We start from the raw sequence: 17,118 nt of genomic DNA, 5'->3' as shown, positions 1-17,118 counted from the left end.
CGTTGCAAGAGAGCAGAGGAACAGACCAGGTCGGCCGACGTTATAACAAACCATCGATACCGCGTGGGAACCTAGCGATTGGTCGCGGCGACATATTCCGCTAACACATTTAAGTTCTTGATAAACGTTGCACTCGAAATGACCCGCCCTCCAGGTGTCTTGGCGTGCGTTTTTAATTCCCCCTTCTCCACCCAAGCTCCACGTTGGTCCAGCGATTCGATCCGTTGGGATGCCGCCTTCGCCAACGCATCACTCATCTTCGGCGTTTTCCTTTTACCGGGACGCCAAAGCTGATCCGCGGGGAGCGATTCGACCTTGCGAAGTTCCCGTTCGATCGAATCCAGTTTTGACTTCACGACAAATCCATAGTGCGTTGGCAGATCGTTATCGTCGTACGTCAACGCGTATTTGCGGGTCAGATACAACGGACGATTGGTTTGCAGTTCCAAAAATCGCGGCAATTGCCCATCGTCTCGCAGCGATTGTTTGAAGTAGGGGAGGGCGGTCCGCACGGCCTCCAGATAACGCGGGTCCCCGGTCCGGCGGTACATGTGCAACAACATCTGCATCGCTCCCTGCGACTCGCCCCCGGAGATCGATGGCGGCTCGAACTTCCGAGCCCATACCGGATGCATCTGGTAGTCATACTGTTGCGCCCAACCCGGCTGAGGTTGCGGCAGCTGAGCCAACAGCAAAAAGTCGCCGCCGCGCACCGCTGCCTCTTGGTAGCGTGAATCTTGGTAAGTGTCCCAAGCTTCCAGCATCGTGGCGATCACGTCGCAATGGGTGTTGTCGTTGAGCGTATAAAACGAATCGTATTTCTGTTTGGGAAACGTCTTCGGCGACTGCTCTGGAAAGCTCGCCTTAACGACAGGAACCTCGGCCTGATCGTTGGGACCATCGAATCGCTGCGGCCAAGCTCCGTTGCGGTATTGAGCTGCCAAGACGCGGTCCAATCCGTATCGAGCCGCTTCATGCAGCTTGGCATCGCGAAATTCCAGCTCGCTATCCAACTGCATCAAAAATCGCAACGAGGACTGCGTTTTATTATCGTCCAGCGTGCTCGTATTGCGTCGCTTGCCAACCTCCATCGAATCGACGCGATACGCGTACCGAGCCCGATCGCGCGGTGCAAATTCGATCTGTTCGCCCCAACCGCCGGAAACCAATTGCCCGTTGATCAAAGCCGTTGCGGTTTGCTGCGCCGCGTCCAACAAGATTGGATCGTTGGTCAAACGGTACGCGTTCAGATAGGCCAACCCCACCGCGGGCGTTGCTGGAGGTTCGATCCATGCTGTCGAATCGCCAACCTTGCCTTCGCCTTCTCGCAGCGAAAGATCCTCGCTCAAACGAAACACATACCCGCCCCCTGCCGATGCGCGATCGCGAAAGAACTTCACGGCGCGATGCATCGCCGCCACCGCCTGTTCGCGCGTCGGCGGTTCGTCGCCATCGACCCGCGCAATCGGTGTGGCAGCAATCGCGATTACCACCACGAGGCCCCAAGCCAACGAGCCGCGAGAAAACCTTCGGTCCCAAATCATTCGATACAATGTTGCCATAACTAAAAACGTCCAACGATGGATTGCCGACGACCAAAACAACTATGAGGAATTCACGATGTCTACCGCAAGTTTATCCGTTAACCCGAAGCACCACCTGCGGATCGCCATCATAATCGCAATTTGCGTGGGAGCGAACTTGGCGACGCTTGCCCGCGCCGACGAACCGCTGATCGCTTCGATCTCCAAGCAAACGCTGTGGGAAAATCGCGATGGCAAGGGAGCGACTTGGTTTCATCCGCGAGCCTGCATGATGCCGGGCCCCGATGGCAAACCGATCGCGCTGATGACGATTCAAGAGATCGGCGGGTCAGACTATTTCGGCCCTGTCTGTTGGTCGACGTCGACTGATCTGGGGAAGACGTGGAGCGATCCCGAACCGATTCCGGCGTTGGGACGCGATCCGATCCCGGGCCGTAGCGACGACTTGAAAGCTGCGGTCTGCGACGTCGTTCCGCAGTACCACCCCCAATCGAATTCGGTCCTCGCCCTGGGGCACGTCGTCTTTTATAAAGGCAAATATTTTGCTCGGAACGAACAGTTGTCGCGCTATCCCGTTTATGCCACCCGCGCCGCCGATGGCACTTGGTCGCCGCGGAAGATCCTCCAGTGGGAAGATCCACGCAACACCTCCATCTACTCCAATGGATGTGGTCAACGCGTCGTGTTGCCCAATGGCGACGTGCAGATGTCGTTCACCTTTGGGCCCGGAGAGAAGAACCGGATGGTCGCGGGTGTCCACGCAGCTTACGACGGCGACCAACTGACGATGCGTGAAGTCGGCCCGCCGCTGGAGAACCGCCACGGCCGCGGATTGCTGGAACCAAGCGTGACCGAGTTTGATGGCAAGTTCTGGATGACGATCCGCGCCGAAGACAATCGCGGATATGTCAGCAGCAGCGACGACGGGCTGAACTGGTCGCCTAAAAAGGCGTGGGCATGGGAAGACGGCACACCGATCGGAATGTCGACAACGCAACAACACTGGCTGACACACAGCGACGGGCTGTTTCTGGTCTACACGCGTGAGGACGCTTCCAACACAAACGTCATGCGTTGGCGTTCACCTCTGTGGGTCGCACAGGTCGATGTGGAGCGACAATGCTTGATCCGAGAGACCGAACAAGTCGCATTGCCGCTGGTCGGCGATGGAGTGAACGAACCCAATCAAGTTGCCTTGATGGGCAACTTCCACGTCACCCACGCCAGCCCCGACGAATCGTGGATCACGGTCGGGGAATGGATGCCAAGGGATGGATACCGCGGCGATGTGCTGCTGGCTCGTATCCGTTGGTCCCGTCCCAATCGTCTGCCGCTGTGGTAAACGCAATACCGTTCAACGAAGGAGCCTCGGACCGTCGAAAGAATTAGCGGCGGGATGTAGTGGACGAGGTTACGAGTCCCAGCGATTTGGCCTGATGCAAAAGGACTCGTAACCTCGTCCACTACGCTTCGTTGAACGGGATTGGTGGTAAACGACAGACGATCGCTCCAATTCCTGCGGCGGTCTACTTGGCCGCTGCGGGTTGACTTTGTTCGACGTGCTCAAGCACGCGATCGAAGAACGCTTTCTGGATATGAGCCGGCGCGTTGTGTCCCATCAAAGGTTCATTGATCATCGTCTTCTCGCCCAACAACGCGTTGTACGCGGCGTAACAGCTAGTCGGCGGACAGGTGACATCGACAAAACCGACGCTCATGATCGCGTCGGCCTTGCATCGCGAGGCGAAGTTGACCGAGTCGACGTAGCGCGACGCTTCCAGTGCCGCCGGTTCGGGCTTTCCATCGGGCCCGTTGGGAACCAGTTTCGGCCAGCCGTTGACGCGGCCGGCGACGTTTCCGGTGTGATCGCAGATCGCCGGGACGCCGGTCGCGATCAAGGTGACACGCGGATCCAATCCGCCAGCGACCAATGCTTGGCCGCCCCCTTGGCTGTGACCGATCACGATCACTTCACGTCCGTTCCATTCCGGTTGCATCGTCAGGAAGTCGATCGCGCGAACCAGTCGCAAAAACATCCCACGGAAATAGCTTGTCTCGCGGCTGTCGCGGCCGGCATAACGATAGTTATTCAGCGGGCCGCCACTCTGTTGAGCGTAGAATTCAGCGGGCTTGCCGTTGGGAATTCCGTGCGCGTTGATGTCCATCGACAGCATCCCCGCGTTGGCACCTTTGATTGCGTTGGCGAGCGACGAGCTTCGCACGCCCGCGCCATGAACCCACAAAATCGCTGGCAAGCTCTTCGCTTCCGCCGCTTCTGGCTTGGCAAAATATCCCGATACGGGAGCGCCGCCCAAGCAGGGAACTTGAACGTCAAAGCATGCGATTTGTTCGTCCCTGTAGGCGACGGGGGTCAGCGTCGGCGTGATCTCGACTTCGGCTAGTTGGCGTTTCTGCTCGGCCCAGAAGGCGTCGAAGTCATCGGGGACCGGCATGCTCGGTTGGATCTCGGTCGGCGAAAACGCGAGTCCCGCCATCCTGCGAATCGGCTTGCCCTCGGCCGGTGTGAAGGTGACTTGGCATCGCAAGACATTCGGTTGGTCCGATGTCACCGCGACGCGAATTGGCTTCCCATCGAGCGAAACCTCTCCTTCGGGATAACCTCCGCTTTTGCCGCTCCGCAAAAAATCGTCGACCACATAGGTCAGCTTCCCATCGGTCGCCGGTTGATCCCCCTGCTTCACCGAGATCACAAATGCAGCGGCTTCGCCCGAATCGTAGATCGCGTCGTCGCGATCGGCAGCGACGCTCAAGGCATAAGCTTCGGCGGCGTGCAGTGGAGCGTTGGAGACGAGGAGAGGAAGAGCGAACGCGAGCAGCAGCGCATGGCTGCGGAGGAGAGAGAATCGACGCATGGCGTATTTCCAGGTGGGTTAAGAGAGGGTGGCGGGAAGATTTTACTTGCGGGTTGTCGATTATAGCCAGCAAATCACGACGGTATTGTCAGCTTTCAAATTTTCCGAAACGCATCGACGCGCTGGGAAAATCCGTGTTCCGACTTGCCCCCCCACCGACAGGCGACCGCACGCCTGCTGATTTACATAGTCGCGAAAAACGCTTTCCCAGCACGGGCCTCACCGGAAACGCGCGCTATCGCCGACCTAAAAGTAAGTTTGGCGAACATATCCGGTTGCCACTTCCGCATCGTTTAATTCACCGTCCAGTTGGCGAGCCCGCACGTCTTGTAGGATCTCGCGAAATCCTGGGCCCGGGGTGAGCCCCAGTTTCTGCAGTGTGTTGCCACTGAGGAGCGCAGGCGGATCGAGTCGGGCGCGATCCCAGCCGAGTCGCTGTCGCGCGACGGCGACCGCTTCGCCCGGCAGGTCCATCGCGCGGGTCACGGTTTCGGCAAGCGTGACCGCATCGCCAGCGTAGCGAGCCGCGAGGACTGGCTGCACGATCGACCAGGGCTGGCGATCGGCTTGCAGCACCGTCGACAAACTCTCTAAAGCAAACGCAGCCCGCGCCGTCTCTTCGTTCGACAATCGCCACAAGTCGGCGATTCGACGGAGCGCATTGCCCGAATCACCACCGCTCCACTGGATCGCCAACAGGCAAACGATCAATCCCGAGACGAAGTCACACTCGCGCCGCGCCCCCAATAGTTTCGACAGCAGCACGGCGCCGGTTGCTGCGGGGAAGGAGAACTGCGCTGGCAGATCGGCTTGAGGAATCGCCGCCTCCCAGATTTCAGCCAACTGGGGAAAGACGACGTCGCTGATCCGAGTCTCGCGGAGCGTCGCGAGCCCATCGAAAGCGGCGGTCGCGGCTAACAGACGCCGCATCTCGGCGCCGACCCGTTCGTTGCTGACGACATCGATTTCGGCGGCATGACGATGGAGCGCGTCGCGGGTTGCCGATTCGATCTCAAATCCGAATACCGTCGCCATCCGGACGGCTCGCAGCATCCGCAACTTGTCTTCGCAGATCCGCGCGTCGGGATCGCCGATCGCCCGCAACACACCCGCCTGGAGATCGCTGCGTCCGTCGACGAAATCGATCACTCGGCCGGCGATCGGATCGTAGAACAGGCCGTTGATCGTAAAGTCGCGTCGTTGGGCATCGTGTTCGGGAGAACTGAAAACCACCGAATCGGGGCGACGGCCGTCGCTGTAATCGCCATCGCTGCGGAAGGTCGCGACTTCGATCGGGTCTTCCCCGGCACCTTTGCGACCCAATACACTGACCACTCCAAAGGCCGCCCCGATCGCCAGCGTTCGCCGTCGACCGAAGAGTTCGCGAATTCGATCGGGCGTGGCGTCGGTGGCGACGTCAAAATCCTTGGGCCGCAGACCGAGGATCCGGTCGCGGACACAGCCGCCGGCGAAGTAGGCGATGTGGCCGGCATCGGTTAGTTTTTGCACGACGCTGCGGGCGAAGCGTTCGCGAGGGTCGAGCGGCTGGTCGGAGTCGGTCACTACGGGTTTCCAAAATTCCACGAGAACAAGAGCAAGACGCAATGGACACAAACAAGGATCGTGCCGATCGACGCCAACGGACCGGGATGGGAGTCGTCGGTGTCATTTTACGCGAAGATCGGTTTCTGTTGATCCGTCGCAGCAAAACGGTCACCGCGCCGGGATTCGTCTGTTTCGCTGGCGGCGGCGTCGAAGCGGGAGAGTCGGAACAGGACGCCTTGGTTCGCGAGATGCAAGAAGAACTGGCGATCGACATCGTCCCCACCCAACGGATCTGGGAGAGCGTTACGCGATGGGGGACCGAACTGGGATGGTGGTTGATCGAAGCGGCCCACGATTTGGATCCGGTTCCCAACCCAGCCGAGGTCGAAGAGATTTTCTGGCTCAAGCGAAGCGAGATCACTCCGCGGCGGGATCTGTTGGGCAGCATGCCCGATTTTTTAGGAGCTTGGCAGCAAGGGGCGTTCAAGCTGCCGATCGATTACTGATCGGTCGCCCCCGCGTGGGAACGACCTCGCGATGCGGCTACCTATTAATAGACGGGATCAGGTTTCCGATGCCGGCTGACCGGTTCCCAATTGGGCCAAGACTTGCAGCACTCCGTTGAGGTGTGCCATCCGCGGCCCAAAGCGATCGACAAACTCGTTGAGCATGAATTCGCCATCGACCAGATGCTCGGCATTGTCGAGCACTTCGACGGTCAGATTTTCCAGGAACTGGGTCTGCACGCGGCTGAGTGTTTCGGCGGCGCGGTGACAGTGCTTTGATAGCAACGGATTGGCATCTTTCCACTGTTGCAGTTCATTGGTCCGTTGCTTTTGCATCGCAGCGGTCTGTTGCGCCATCTGTTCGAGTAACTGATTCTGCTTCTGTTGGCCGACCACAAGTTCTCGCAGCAGCTCGACAACCAGTTCGTCACCATCGAACTGAGGGCTTGCCGCTGTGGGGGGCTCCGCCGAGACATCGATGCTAAAAATAGGCGATACCGGTCGGTGAGGATTGGACATCGTCGAGGCTCCAATGATTGCAAAAAATGAGGACTTTTCGAGTATAACCACGGCCTGTTGAAAATGTCGAGCATCTAGAAATGTTTATCAAATTGAAAGATTTGCGTTGCATGCCGGATCGAACGATAGCGCGATATAGACCCATCCAAGTTGGGTCGGGCAAGCAGGGAAAGCGGCCACAATCGGGCCGTTTGTAGGTTTGATAGCGTCGAAAAATTCTCCGCTCGCATCGGTCAGCAAAGCTCAAGCGGTCGCAGGTGTCGTACCGATTGGAATGATTGCGGCGACTTTGCCGCGGCAATTGACGATGCAACATGAATGCCGCTGGAGGCACACGATCTTGGCGACCAAGAACGACATCAACCTTGGTTTTTACCTGGTGCAAAACGACGAAACCGCAGGCTGGATGGGGGGCTATCTGGTCCTCAATTCCAGCGGCCGCCCGCTGGAGTTTCATTGTTCGTTGCCTCTGCGACCGACTCGCACCCAACAAATCCTCTACGGTCCCTCCCTGGGCGCCTATCTGGTCGGCGACCTGATAGGCAAGGCGCTGTTGGATCGTGCCAAGATGAAGACTCAGTTGGTCCTTGCCGACAACGTCGACGCGCTGCCGCTGGCCCGTCGCAGCGGGATCCCGTTCGCCTGCACCGAGGTCAGCAAGCGAGCGAACATCGACGATGTGATCGAGGTCGACGGATGGCAAGCGATCGCGTCGCCGGGGCAGCGTGACGAGGTGATGGAGATCCTGCAGAAGTTACCCGCGACGTTCGATCTGAACGAACCGTTCGATCGCATTCGCGAAGCGTTCAGTGAAGCCCGTGGCACGTCCCGCGCCGCCGCCTAACGTTCCCACCACGAACCACTGCAAGGTACGCGTGAACCTACTTGCTTTCTCCGATCGAGCTCCCGAAGACGACGAACCGGCTGCCCCTGCGCGCCCCGATCTGCGGATCGTTCTCGCCGAACCGAGCTGGTATGCCGACGAGGATCCCGAGGCGCCGAGCGTCGAATTGATCAGCGAACCGCTGGCCTTCGAGACGCCGAAGCTGCTGTCGGTCAAGTTGAACAATATCAAGATCAAGACGACCGGCTTCGATTTCCCAGAATCGCCGATGTGGGGAAAGAAGTCGGAAGAGAAGATCGTCCGCAAGAAGGTCCAACCGGCCGACGAGATCGTTGTTCCGGAAGAGGATCCAGAGCCGAAGGCGAAGAAAAAGAAGTCGGCCACGCGGATCGAGCCGCCGTCGGATGTGATCAAGCTACAGGACCGGTTGTACTATCTGTTGCAGCCGCCGATGGAATCGCTGGTCGGTTCGGGCGAGTTGAACTTTCCGTTTAAGCCTTTCCCGTATCAGTTCGATGGGATCGCGTTTCTGTTCCCCCGCTACGCCGCCGTGTTGGCCGATGAGATGGGGCTGGGCAAAACGATGCAGGCGATCAGCACGATCCGGTTCCTGTTGTGTTCGGGCGAAGCGAGCAGCATTCTGCTGGTCTGCCCCAAGCCACTAGTTACCAACTGGCAGCGCGAGTTCAAACTCTGGGCTCCCGAGATTCCTGTGGGAATCGTCGAGGGAGATGCGGAGAAGCGGGCTTGGCAGTGGCGGCATCGGGCGACGCCGGTGAAGATCGCCAATTACGAATTGCTGATGCGCGATCGCGACGTCGTCACCGACCCCGAATTGAAATTTGATCTGGTCGCGTTGGACGAAGCTCAACGGATCAAGAACCGCAACAGCACGACCAGCAAGATCGTCCATGCGATCTCTCGCAAACGGTCGTGGGCGCTGACCGGAACGCCGATCGAAAACAGCCCCAACGATCTGGTCGGGATCTTCGAGTTTTTGTCGCCTGGATATCTGAACAACGACATGACGCCGTTGGCGTTGGGCAAAGCGACTCGCGACTTTGTCTTGCGACGCACCAAAGATAAAGTGCTCACCGACATGCCGCCGCGGTTGTTCCGCGACGCCGAATTGGATCTGACTCCCGAACAATGGGCGACCTATCAACAGGCCGAAGATAGCGGCGTGATCCAGTTGGAAGAGATGGGCAAATCGCTGACCGTCCAGCACGTCTTTGAGCTCGTCCTGCGGCTGAAACAGATCTGCAACTTCGACCCCGCCACCGGGACCAGCACCAAGATGGAACGCTTGGTCGCCGACATGGAAGAGGTGGCGGCGAGCGGACACAAGGCGATCGTCTTCAGCCAATGGGTCAAGAGTATCGACAAGATGCGGCCGGCGCTCGAACGCTTTGGGCCGCTGGAATATCACGGCAGGATCCCGCACAAAAAGCGGGACGGCGTAATCGATCAATTTAAGAACGATCCCAGCAAGCATGTGATCTTGATGAGCTACGGAGCGGGAAGCGTGGGGCTGAACCTTCAGTTCTGCCGGTACGTCTTCCTGTTCGATCGTTGGTGGAATCCGGCGATCGAGGATCAAGCGATCAACCGCGCCCACCGGATTGGAGCGGCCGGATCGGTGACGATCACGCGGATGCTGGCGATGAACACGATCGAACAACGGATCGCCGAAGTCCTGGACCAAAAGCGAGAGCTGTTCGAATCGGTCTTCTCCGACAGCGCCAGCCCCGGCACCGTCGGGCTCAGCCGCGACGACATCTTCGGCCTCTTCAAGCTCCGCACCCCCGAAGGGATCGTCAAAACGATCTAAAACTAATTCTGCTACCTAAGCAGCAGGATGATAGGAACTGGCAGAGCGAGGTTTGGCAGAATGATGGGGGCAGAATGATTACCTCAATAAAAATCATTCTGCCTCCATCATCCTGCCCGCCAATCATTCCTACCAATCTCCATTCCCCGTTAACGCTAGTTCAGCTCGTACGCAGCCTGACTCCTCTCACGGTCTAGCGTGGGGAACGACAATAGCCATCTTCGCTGGCGGTGTTTAAACTGGTTGAGTTTCTCCCATTCACCATGCCAGCGAGCCCCTTGATGGATACACGCACTAATCGATTCCTGCCAATCGTCCTCCTGTTGGCAGGCTTTGGAGTTTCCAAAGCGACCGCTGTCGAACCGACTTGGACTCAGTTCCGCGGTGCCGATCGAGCGGGGATCGTCTCGGACGTAGCGCTGCCGGTGCAGTGGGATCCCACGAAGAACATTCGCTGGCGGACCGAACTGCCGGGCGAAGGTTGGTCGTCGCCGGTGACCGATGGAAAGAGGATCTATCTGACCGCTGCGATTCCCAGCGACAAAGCGGCGGTGGGGGAAGAGGCTTCCAACGGCAGCTTCGATCTGTCGCTTCTGATCATCGACGCCGAGACAGGCGAACTGCAAACGCAACAAACGTTGATCCATCAAACGGCGGAAGAGACTCAAAAGATCCACGCCAAAAATTCGCACGCCAGCCCGACCTCGATCCTCGATGGCGACCGACTCTACTCTCATTTCGGATTCCAAGGAACCGTCTGCACCGACTTGCAAGGCAAGACACTGTGGATCAATCGCGACCTGAGCTTCAAGGCCATTCACGGTAACGGCGGCTCGCCAGTGTTGGTTGACAATCGGTTGGTCTTCACTTGCGATGGTGCCAGCGAACCCTTCATCGCAGCCCTAAAGACCGACACCGGCGAGTTGGCGTGGAAGTGCCCGCGGCCCGTCGAGGCGAAGAAGAAGTTTTCCTTTAGCACCCCCGCAGTGATCGAGGTCGACGGGAAACAACAGATCGTCGCACCGGGAAGCAATTGTGTTTTGGGGATCGATCCGGCCGATGGATCGATCCTTTGGCAAGTCGACTACGACGGCTATTCGGTGATTCCTCAACCGGTTTACGTCGGCGGTATCTTGGTCGTCTGCACCAGCTACGACAAAGGGGGCCTGTTGGCGATCGACCCGCGCGGCCGCGGGAACATCACCGAGACAAACGTGTTGTGGCAGCTGGACAAAGGGGCTCCCAAGACGCCGACGCCGCTGATGCAGTCGGGGCTGCTTTATATGATCAACGACGCAGGCGTTGCCTATTGCTTGGACGCTGCCAGTGGCGACCGGATCTGGCAGAAACGGATCGGCGGACAATACTCCGCCTCGCCCCTGTTGGCCGACGGTAAGATCTACTTCACAAGCGAAGCGGGAGAGACAACGGTGATCCAAGCCAGTCGTGACTTCCAGGAATTGGCGAGGAACGACCTCGGCGAGCGAACGTTGGCCAGTCTCGCTCCATTGGATTCGTCGATCCTGCTGCGGACCGCCAAAGCGCTCTACCGCATCGAAAAGCCGTGATTTGCACCGGAGATGATATCACGATCACAGGCCCCCCCGCCGAAGTCTTCCTGTGGCTGGACAATCCGCAGCGGGTCCTGCAGTGGGTTCCTCAAATGATCGCCAACGCGCACCAATCGGTCGCTGGCCAGCGGATCGGCACGCAATTCCAGCAGCGGTTTCAGTATAAGAAACGGGTCGTCGAAACGTCGGGCGAGATCGTCGCCTTCCGCCAAGACCAATTGCTGGGGATGCGGATCAATCAGGGGGGGATGCGTGTGCGAGTCGATTACCGATTGAAACCGGCGGGGGATAAGACGATCGTCAGGCAAGACGTTCAGCTGCACTTCCAGCCGCTAATGCGCATCCCCACTCGAATGGCGGCGCCACTGATCCGTTGGATTGCCCGCAAGCGGATCCGTCATAACTTGGGGCACTTAAAACGGGCAGTCGAACAAGCCAACGCGGCTTGAGAAATCGATATCGAACGCGGTGCACCCGATCTACGCAACACGCCGATCGCAACGGAACTCCATCTGCCCCAGACCGGTAGCGAACGGAACCCCGGTCTTGCCCGCCACATCGCAACTCGCCTCGATTCGCTGTCGGGTAACTGTGCAGCGACTGCGCAACGGATTGGCAAGTAGTCTTACATCTTCGGCATCTCCGCTGCGACCGAAAGTTTAATCTATCGGATTGCTGCAACAAATCGGGAAAGCGGAACCGCTTAATCGATCGATTGCGGGGAGTTATCTGACGCAAACCTTCCCCAGCCAGGTTTGCTGGCGTTCTATTTCCCCAAAGGAAACAGAAGTGGCGCGGCACTTGCGTAAGCTCCCTGCCAATGGTTTTCCGTACCAGCGATTTCAACCCTAACAATTCGCAAACCCCAGCGACCTGCCAAGCGTCTGAATTCAGACAAGCCCCCGCGGCTGGTGGGTCGCGACAGACAACTTGCGAATCATCCAACAATATTCCTTTTAAAGGCTTTGAAAATGAGCAAACTTGGATTCTTGATCGACATGGACGGCGTGATCTACAAAGGCAACCAATTGATTCCGGGTGCCGATCAATTCATCGCCCGACTGCATCAGAACGATCACCCGTTTCTGTTTTTGACCAACAACAGTCAACGCACCCAACGCGATGTCGCGGTGCGGTTGCAAAGGATGGGGATCGACGCCCGCGAGGAGCAGATATTTACCTGTGCAATGGCGACGGCGAGCTTCCTTTCCAAACAGAAGCCTCAAGGGACCGCGTATGTGATCGGCGAAGGAGGCTTGCTGCAGGCGCTGCATCTGAACGGTTATTCGATTGTCGATACCGATCCCGACTATGTGGTTGTAGGCGAAGGTCGAACCGTCACCGCCGAAGCCCTGGACGCCGCCACACGGATGATCCTGGCGGGTGCGAAATTGATCGCAACGAATCTCGACCCGAACTGTCCAACGGCCAGTGGAACCCGCCCCGGATGTGGTGCGACGGTGGCCTTCCTGGAAATGGCGACCGGCAAAAAGGCATCCAGCATGGGCAAACCGAGCCCTGTGATGATGCGTGCGGCGCGCAAACAATTGGGACTGTCCACATCGGAAACCGTCATGATCGGCGACACAATGGAGACCGATATCATTGGCGGCGTGCAGATGGGATATCACACCGTGTTGGCCCTTTCGGGAGGAACTCAATTGGCCGATCTGGACAACTATGCCTTCGGTCCCGATCTGGTGGTCGAATCGGTCGCCGAGCTGGCCGATCCCAGCTGCCGGCTGGAGTCGCTGTTTGGATTGCCCGAGGACGAACTGCCGCCGATGGGCTATCGAGATCAACGTCGCCCGATCCAGTTGGCGCACCGGTAGGTTGCCGTCGGAAGTTTTGCGATGCGATTTCCGGACAGGCCTAGCCACCCGCGTGGGTGGCCGTTTTTTGGTCCTGCTGCCTGATCGCACCTCACGATCCAAGACATGTTAAGGTTTTCAGCCTACAATGGAGCGTCGGGACGAGTCGCGTCCCTTGGTATTCATCACAGCTGGCATACCCAAACATGGCTTTTATTGGATTCTTGCTGATCGTCGCGGGGCTCGGTCAGGTGACCGTCGACAGCGTCGATGGGCAAAAGATTGCGGGCAATTGGGTCGCGATCGATGAAACCGCGATAACGATCGAAACCGCGGGCAAAACCGAACAATACCCAATCGAATCGGTCGTCAAATTGCGTCGCAACGCCGACGCCTCCCCATCGGCCACAGCGATCCGTGTCGGGCTCGTCGATGGCAGTCAGTTGAGGGTGCGCAGCGTTCAAGCCGAAGGCAAGTCGGTGACCCTCGATCTGTTGGGAGCTGCGGCCGACGACGCCACCTTAGACGTCCCGCTGAAACAAGTCGCCTGGATCCGTTTCCGCCCACCGGTTGCCCAAGGCATCAACGAACAATGGGAACAGAAGCAAGCCGCGGACAAACCGGCTGACACCTTGGTGGTACGTGCCGGCAGCGATCAACTGGATGAAATCGCCGGTACGGTTCTGGCCATCGGTCGCGATGCGGTCTCGTTCGACCTGGGAGGGCAACAAGTCGACGCGCCGCTGGACCGCTTGGAAGGCATCGTCTTCCGCGGCAGCGACGCCGAACCAACAAAGATCCAAGCTCAGATCACCGATATCGCCGGATCGACTTGGGCAGCTAGCAAAATCACCGGCCAAGGCAAAACGCTGCAGCTGGAAACCGCCGCGGGCATCTCGCGCACGTTTGCGTTGGATCGAATTCAACAGATCGAATTCCGCGGCAACGTGCGGATGCTGCGAGCTGCCGACGCGGCAAGCGTTTCATTCGCCGCAGCGATTGGCGGACTGTTGGACCCCGCGTTTTCGAAGACGCTGTTCGGCCCGCGTGATGTCGCGTCGGGGATCGCTCTGTCGGCTGGTTCGGAACTGACGATCCGATTGGGGGACGACGATCGATTGTTTGAAACGATCGTCGAAACTCCCAACCGCTCCTTCGACGGCGGCGTCGTCCGCTTGGTGATCCAGTTGGACGATGATGCGGCGTTGGACAAAAAGCTGACGGCGGCGGAGTTGCCCGAAGCGATCCAATTGGATGTCGCGGGGAAACGACGGTTGCAGATCCGCGTCGAATCGGGGCAGGACAGTTCGACCGGAGATGCTCTTCTGCTCAGGAAACCGAGGTTGCGAAAATGATCGACCGGAAGTCGTTTTTAGCCGCGTGTCTGCTTGTCGCCCTGCCGGCAAACAGCCGCGCTGCGGATGTCGATGCAAGTGTTTTGAAAGCCGAAGCGGATCGGATTGCGGCGATCGCCCAGGCGACCAATTCGGCTGTTAGCGTGTTCGTTCCCAGCGGAGCGGGAGGCGGCAGCGGAGTGGTCATCGATCCCGAAGGTTTCGCGCTGACCAATTTCCACGTCAGCAGCCCCGCCGGCGCGTACATGGTCTGCGGGATGGCCGACGGAAATCTGTACGACACCGTGATCGTGGGAATCGATCCGGTCGGCGACCTGGCGCTCGTGAAACTTCTGGGACGCAGCGACTTCTCCGCCGCAGAGCTAGGGAACAGCGACCGCGTCCAACAGGGCGATTGGTGCATGGTGATCGGCAATCCGTTCCTGCTGGCCAACGACCTGCAACCGACCGTCACCTGGGGGTTGATCAGCGGCGTCCATCGCTATCAATATCCGTCGGGAACGCTTTTGGAATATGCCGATTGCTTGCAAACCGACGCGTCGATCAACCCAGGAAATTCGGGCGGTCCGCTGTACGCCGCCGATTCGAAATTGATCGGCATCGTCGGCCGTGCCTCCTTCGAAAAGCGAGGCCGCGTAAACGTTGGCGTCGGCTACGCGATCTCGATCAACCAGGCCAAGAACTTCCTCGGCTATCTGCACAGCGGCCGGATCGTCGACCACGCCACGCTAGGTGCGACCGTTGCCACCGACGAAGGGAAGGTGATTGTCAGCAACATCCTGGAGAACTCCGACGCCTACCGCCGCGGGCTGCGTTACGGTGCGGAAATCCTGGCGGTCAACCGCCGCGACGTCGCGTCGGCTAACGATCTGCAAAACGTCCTCGGCACGCTTCCCAAAGGCTGGCGCGTGCCGATCAGCTTCCGCCATGAAGGCCGCAACGTCGACACGATCGTTCGCTTGGCGGGCGTCCACGGCCGCGATGAACTGCTGGAGAAGATGGCCGCGTCGATGCCGCCACCTCCACCCCGACCGAAGCAAAAGGAAGGGGACGCCGAGAAGGATCAGATCGCCGCTGCAAATGCGCACGACGCCGAACTGCCCGCGTCTGTCGAAGCGGTTTACGAAGCCAAACATGGATACGCCAATTACTACTTCAATCGACTGCATCAGCAGCGGTTGTGGGAGGCTTTGAAGAAGCACAGCCCCGATGCGTCGGGAGCTTGGACGATCGAAGGGCCAACCGACAACGACGGCCCCGTGCTGGAACTGAACCTGGGCAAGCAGGTCTCGATCGCAACCGATGGGGGCCAGCCGACGCTCCTCGACCCGACCGCTCTGTACGACGGGATCGATAGCCAGCAATTGCCCGCCTTCGCCGCCTGCCTGGACGCTTGGCAGCGGATGGTCGCGTTGGGACCGGATCGATTCGGTGAGGTCTATTATCTGGGGACGATGCCACTGCGTGGCGAATATCCGCTCCGCAACGTCTTGGTCGGCACCTCCGGAGAACTCGAGTCATGGTTCTACTTCGATCCCGAATCGGGGCGGCTGGAAGCTGTCGAATGCTGGGCCGATCGCTTTCGCGACCCGGCGGAGCTGTTGATCGAAGCGGGGGACAATAATCAACCCGTGGGACTGTCGCTCTACTTCGGCGAGCGACGGGCTTGGCGGATGCAGGTCGAACAATGGAAGGCGTCGGCAAATGAACAATAAAATTCGATGCATGATCGTGGCGTTGCTAGCGACGCTGGTCCTGAATACCGCCACGCTGCGGGCTCAGTATCCTGTCAAAAAGACGATCCAGGACGCGCGGCGTAAAGTCGTGAAGGTCTACGGTGCCGGCGGCTTGGGCGGCCTGGAAGCCTATCAAAGCGGCTTCCTCGTCTCCCCCGAAGGGCACATCGCGACGGCATGGAGCTATGTCCTGGACGTCGATCCCGTGGTGATCCTCGACGACGGACGACGCTTCGAAGCCGAGGTTGTCGGGTTTGAACCGCAGCTGGAACTGGCGGTCTTGAAAATCGAAGCGGGCGATTTGCCTTACTTTGCGATTCGCGAGGTCCCACCGACGCAAGCAGGCCAGCCAGTGCTAGCGATCAGCAACCTGTTTAACATCGCCACCGGACGCGAGCCCGCCAGCGTGATGCAGGGCTATGTCGCAGGTGTTGCCGAACTGGACGCTCGCAGCGGCGTCTTCAAATCGGCTTATCAAGGCGAGGTCCTGATCTTGGACTTGGTCGCGAATAACCCCGGCGCGGCGGGAGGTGCTCTGGTCACGCGAGCTGGCGAATTGGTCGGCATGCTGGGGAAGGAACTTCGCGACGCGCGCAGCGGTGCTTGGCTGAACTACGCCCTGCCCGCAACGACGCTGCGACCGCGGCTGCTAGCAATCGTCTCGGGCGAAGCGATCGTCGAGCCGCCAAAAACGGAGCTGTTGGCTCGCGACAAATCGCACAACTTTGAAACGCTGGGGCTGTTGATGGTCCCCAATGTCTTGGACCAGACGCCCGCCTACGTCGACGCCGTCGTTCCGAAATCGCCCGCCGACGCGGCGGGGCTGAGGCCCGACGATTTGATTCTGTTGGTCGGGAAGGTCCGGATCGAAAACCAGGACCGCCTGTTGGAGCAGCTGCGCAGCATCGATCGCCGCGACCCGGTTCCAATCGTCCTGCAGCGGGGCTCGGAAATCTTGTCGCTGAGACTGGTTCGATAGTCAG

At 59.0% G+C, this 17,118-nt stretch carries 14 protein-coding genes; 10 read left to right on the top strand and 4 right to left on the bottom strand.

Annotation, left to right across the window (positions count from 1 at the left end; genetic code table 11):
- Nucleotides 1-71: 71 nt before the first annotated feature.
- Nucleotides 72-1,493, bottom strand: a complete 1,422-nt coding sequence (locus Poly24_RS06345) for a pectate lyase (protein WP_197452367.1) — start codon at nucleotides 1,491-1,493, stop codon at nucleotides 72-74.
- 127 nt (nucleotides 1,494-1,620) lie between these two features.
- On the opposite strand from Poly24_RS06345, the gene Poly24_RS06340 reads away from it, so the two are divergent.
- Nucleotides 1,621-2,886, top strand: a complete 1,266-nt coding sequence (locus Poly24_RS06340) for a sialidase family protein (protein ID WP_145092072.1) — start codon at nucleotides 1,621-1,623, stop codon at nucleotides 2,884-2,886.
- A gap of 184 nt (nucleotides 2,887-3,070) precedes the next feature.
- Here Poly24_RS06340 and Poly24_RS06335 read toward each other — a convergent pair whose 3' ends face one another.
- Both Poly24_RS06335 and Poly24_RS06330 read right to left on the bottom strand, forming a co-directional pair.
- A complete protein-coding gene (locus tag Poly24_RS06335) occupies nucleotides 3,071-4,417 on the bottom strand; it encodes an acetylxylan esterase (RefSeq protein ID WP_145092069.1) in 1,347 nt (448 codons plus the stop codon).
- A gap of 246 nt (nucleotides 4,418-4,663) precedes the next feature.
- Nucleotides 4,664-5,980 (bottom strand): CCA tRNA nucleotidyltransferase, encoded by a 1,317-nt coding sequence (locus Poly24_RS06330; protein ID WP_197452366.1) that lies wholly within the window; start codon nucleotides 5,978-5,980, stop codon nucleotides 4,664-4,666.
- A gap of 41 nt (nucleotides 5,981-6,021) precedes the next feature.
- Here Poly24_RS06330 and Poly24_RS06325 point away from each other — a divergent pair, with 41 nt between their 5' ends.
- A complete protein-coding gene (locus Poly24_RS06325) occupies nucleotides 6,022-6,468 on the top strand; it encodes an NUDIX domain-containing protein (RefSeq protein ID WP_145092063.1) in 447 nt (148 codons plus the stop codon).
- A gap of 57 nt (nucleotides 6,469-6,525) precedes the next feature.
- Here the strand turns inward: Poly24_RS06325 and Poly24_RS06320 are convergent, their stop codons facing one another.
- The gene (locus tag Poly24_RS06320) at nucleotides 6,526-6,987 is read right to left on the bottom strand and encodes a hypothetical protein (protein WP_145092060.1); all 462 of its coding nucleotides are present in this window, start codon (nucleotides 6,985-6,987) and stop codon (nucleotides 6,526-6,528) included.
- Nucleotides 6,988-7,261: 274 nt separating this feature from the next.
- On the opposite strand from Poly24_RS06320, the gene Poly24_RS06315 reads away from it, so the two are divergent.
- The 8 genes from Poly24_RS06315 to Poly24_RS06280 all read left to right on the top strand — a co-directional run bounded on the left by Poly24_RS06315 (nucleotide 7,262) and on the right by Poly24_RS06280 (nucleotide 17,114).
- Nucleotides 7,262-7,831 (top strand): hypothetical protein, encoded by a 570-nt coding sequence (locus Poly24_RS06315; protein ID WP_145092057.1) that lies wholly within the window; start codon nucleotides 7,262-7,264, stop codon nucleotides 7,829-7,831.
- Between the two features lie 166 nt (nucleotides 7,832-7,997).
- A complete protein-coding gene (locus tag Poly24_RS06310) occupies nucleotides 7,998-9,662 on the top strand; it encodes a DEAD/DEAH box helicase (protein WP_391556911.1) in 1,665 nt (554 codons plus the stop codon).
- A gap of 281 nt (nucleotides 9,663-9,943) precedes the next feature.
- On the top strand, nucleotides 9,944-11,230 hold the full coding sequence (locus Poly24_RS06305) for a PQQ-binding-like beta-propeller repeat protein (RefSeq protein ID WP_197452365.1): 1,287 nt from the start codon (nucleotides 9,944-9,946) through the stop codon (nucleotides 11,228-11,230).
- A complete protein-coding gene (locus Poly24_RS06300) occupies nucleotides 11,227-11,682 on the top strand; it encodes an SRPBCC family protein (RefSeq protein ID WP_197452364.1) in 456 nt (151 codons plus the stop codon). The genes Poly24_RS06305 and Poly24_RS06300 overlap by 4 nt, the downstream gene beginning before the upstream one ends.
- A gap of 522 nt (nucleotides 11,683-12,204) precedes the next feature.
- Nucleotides 12,205-13,065: an HAD-IIA family hydrolase gene (locus Poly24_RS06295; protein WP_145092049.1), complete on the top strand. Its 861-nt coding sequence runs from the start codon at nucleotides 12,205-12,207 to the stop codon at nucleotides 13,063-13,065.
- 185 nt (nucleotides 13,066-13,250) lie between these two features.
- Complete coding sequence (locus Poly24_RS06290; RefSeq protein ID WP_145092046.1) at nucleotides 13,251-14,399, top strand: NPCBM/NEW2 domain-containing protein; 1,149 nt, start codon at nucleotides 13,251-13,253, stop codon at nucleotides 14,397-14,399.
- Nucleotides 14,396-16,114 carry a S1C family serine protease gene (locus tag Poly24_RS06285; protein ID WP_145092043.1) on the top strand — a complete coding sequence of 573 codons (1,719 nt, stop codon included), beginning with the start codon at nucleotides 14,396-14,398 and terminating at the stop codon, nucleotides 16,112-16,114. Before Poly24_RS06290 ends, Poly24_RS06285 begins: the two co-directional genes overlap by 4 nt.
- Nucleotides 16,104-17,114, top strand: a complete 1,011-nt coding sequence (locus tag Poly24_RS06280) for a S1C family serine protease (RefSeq protein WP_145092040.1) — start codon at nucleotides 16,104-16,106, stop codon at nucleotides 17,112-17,114. Before Poly24_RS06285 ends, Poly24_RS06280 begins: the two co-directional genes overlap by 11 nt.
- Nucleotides 17,115-17,118 lie beyond the last annotated feature (4 nt).

It is taken from the genome of Rosistilla carotiformis (assembly GCF_007753095.1).
In the GTDB taxonomy this organism is placed as follows: domain Bacteria; phylum Planctomycetota; class Planctomycetia; order Pirellulales; family Pirellulaceae; genus Rosistilla; species Rosistilla carotiformis.
This window is presented reverse-complemented; position numbering and strand designations above follow the sequence as displayed.

Bases quoted from the DNA above. Each gene is read 5' to 3' on its own strand.
- Poly24_RS06340 (WP_145092072.1), top strand. From the start codon at position 1,621: ATGTCTACCGCAAGTTTATCCGTTAACCCGAAGCACCACCTGCGGATC.
- Poly24_RS06335 (WP_145092069.1), bottom strand. From the start codon at position 4,417: ATGCGTCGATTCTCTCTCCTCCGCAGCCATGCGCTGCTGCTCGCGTTC.
- Poly24_RS06325 (WP_145092063.1), top strand. From the start codon at position 6,022: ATGGACACAAACAAGGATCGTGCCGATCGACGCCAACGGACCGGGATG.
- Poly24_RS06320 (WP_145092060.1), bottom strand. From the start codon at position 6,987: ATGTCCAATCCTCACCGACCGGTATCGCCTATTTTTAGCATCGATGTC.
- Poly24_RS06315 (WP_145092057.1), top strand. From the start codon at position 7,262: ATGATTGCGGCGACTTTGCCGCGGCAATTGACGATGCAACATGAATGC.
- Poly24_RS06305 (WP_197452365.1), top strand. From the start codon at position 9,944: ATGGATACACGCACTAATCGATTCCTGCCAATCGTCCTCCTGTTGGCA.
- Poly24_RS06295 (WP_145092049.1), top strand. From the start codon at position 12,205: ATGAGCAAACTTGGATTCTTGATCGACATGGACGGCGTGATCTACAAA.
- Poly24_RS06290 (WP_145092046.1), top strand. From the start codon at position 13,251: ATGGCTTTTATTGGATTCTTGCTGATCGTCGCGGGGCTCGGTCAGGTG.
- Poly24_RS06285 (WP_145092043.1), top strand. From the start codon at position 14,396: ATGATCGACCGGAAGTCGTTTTTAGCCGCGTGTCTGCTTGTCGCCCTG.
- Poly24_RS06280 (WP_145092040.1), top strand. From the start codon at position 16,104: ATGAACAATAAAATTCGATGCATGATCGTGGCGTTGCTAGCGACGCTG.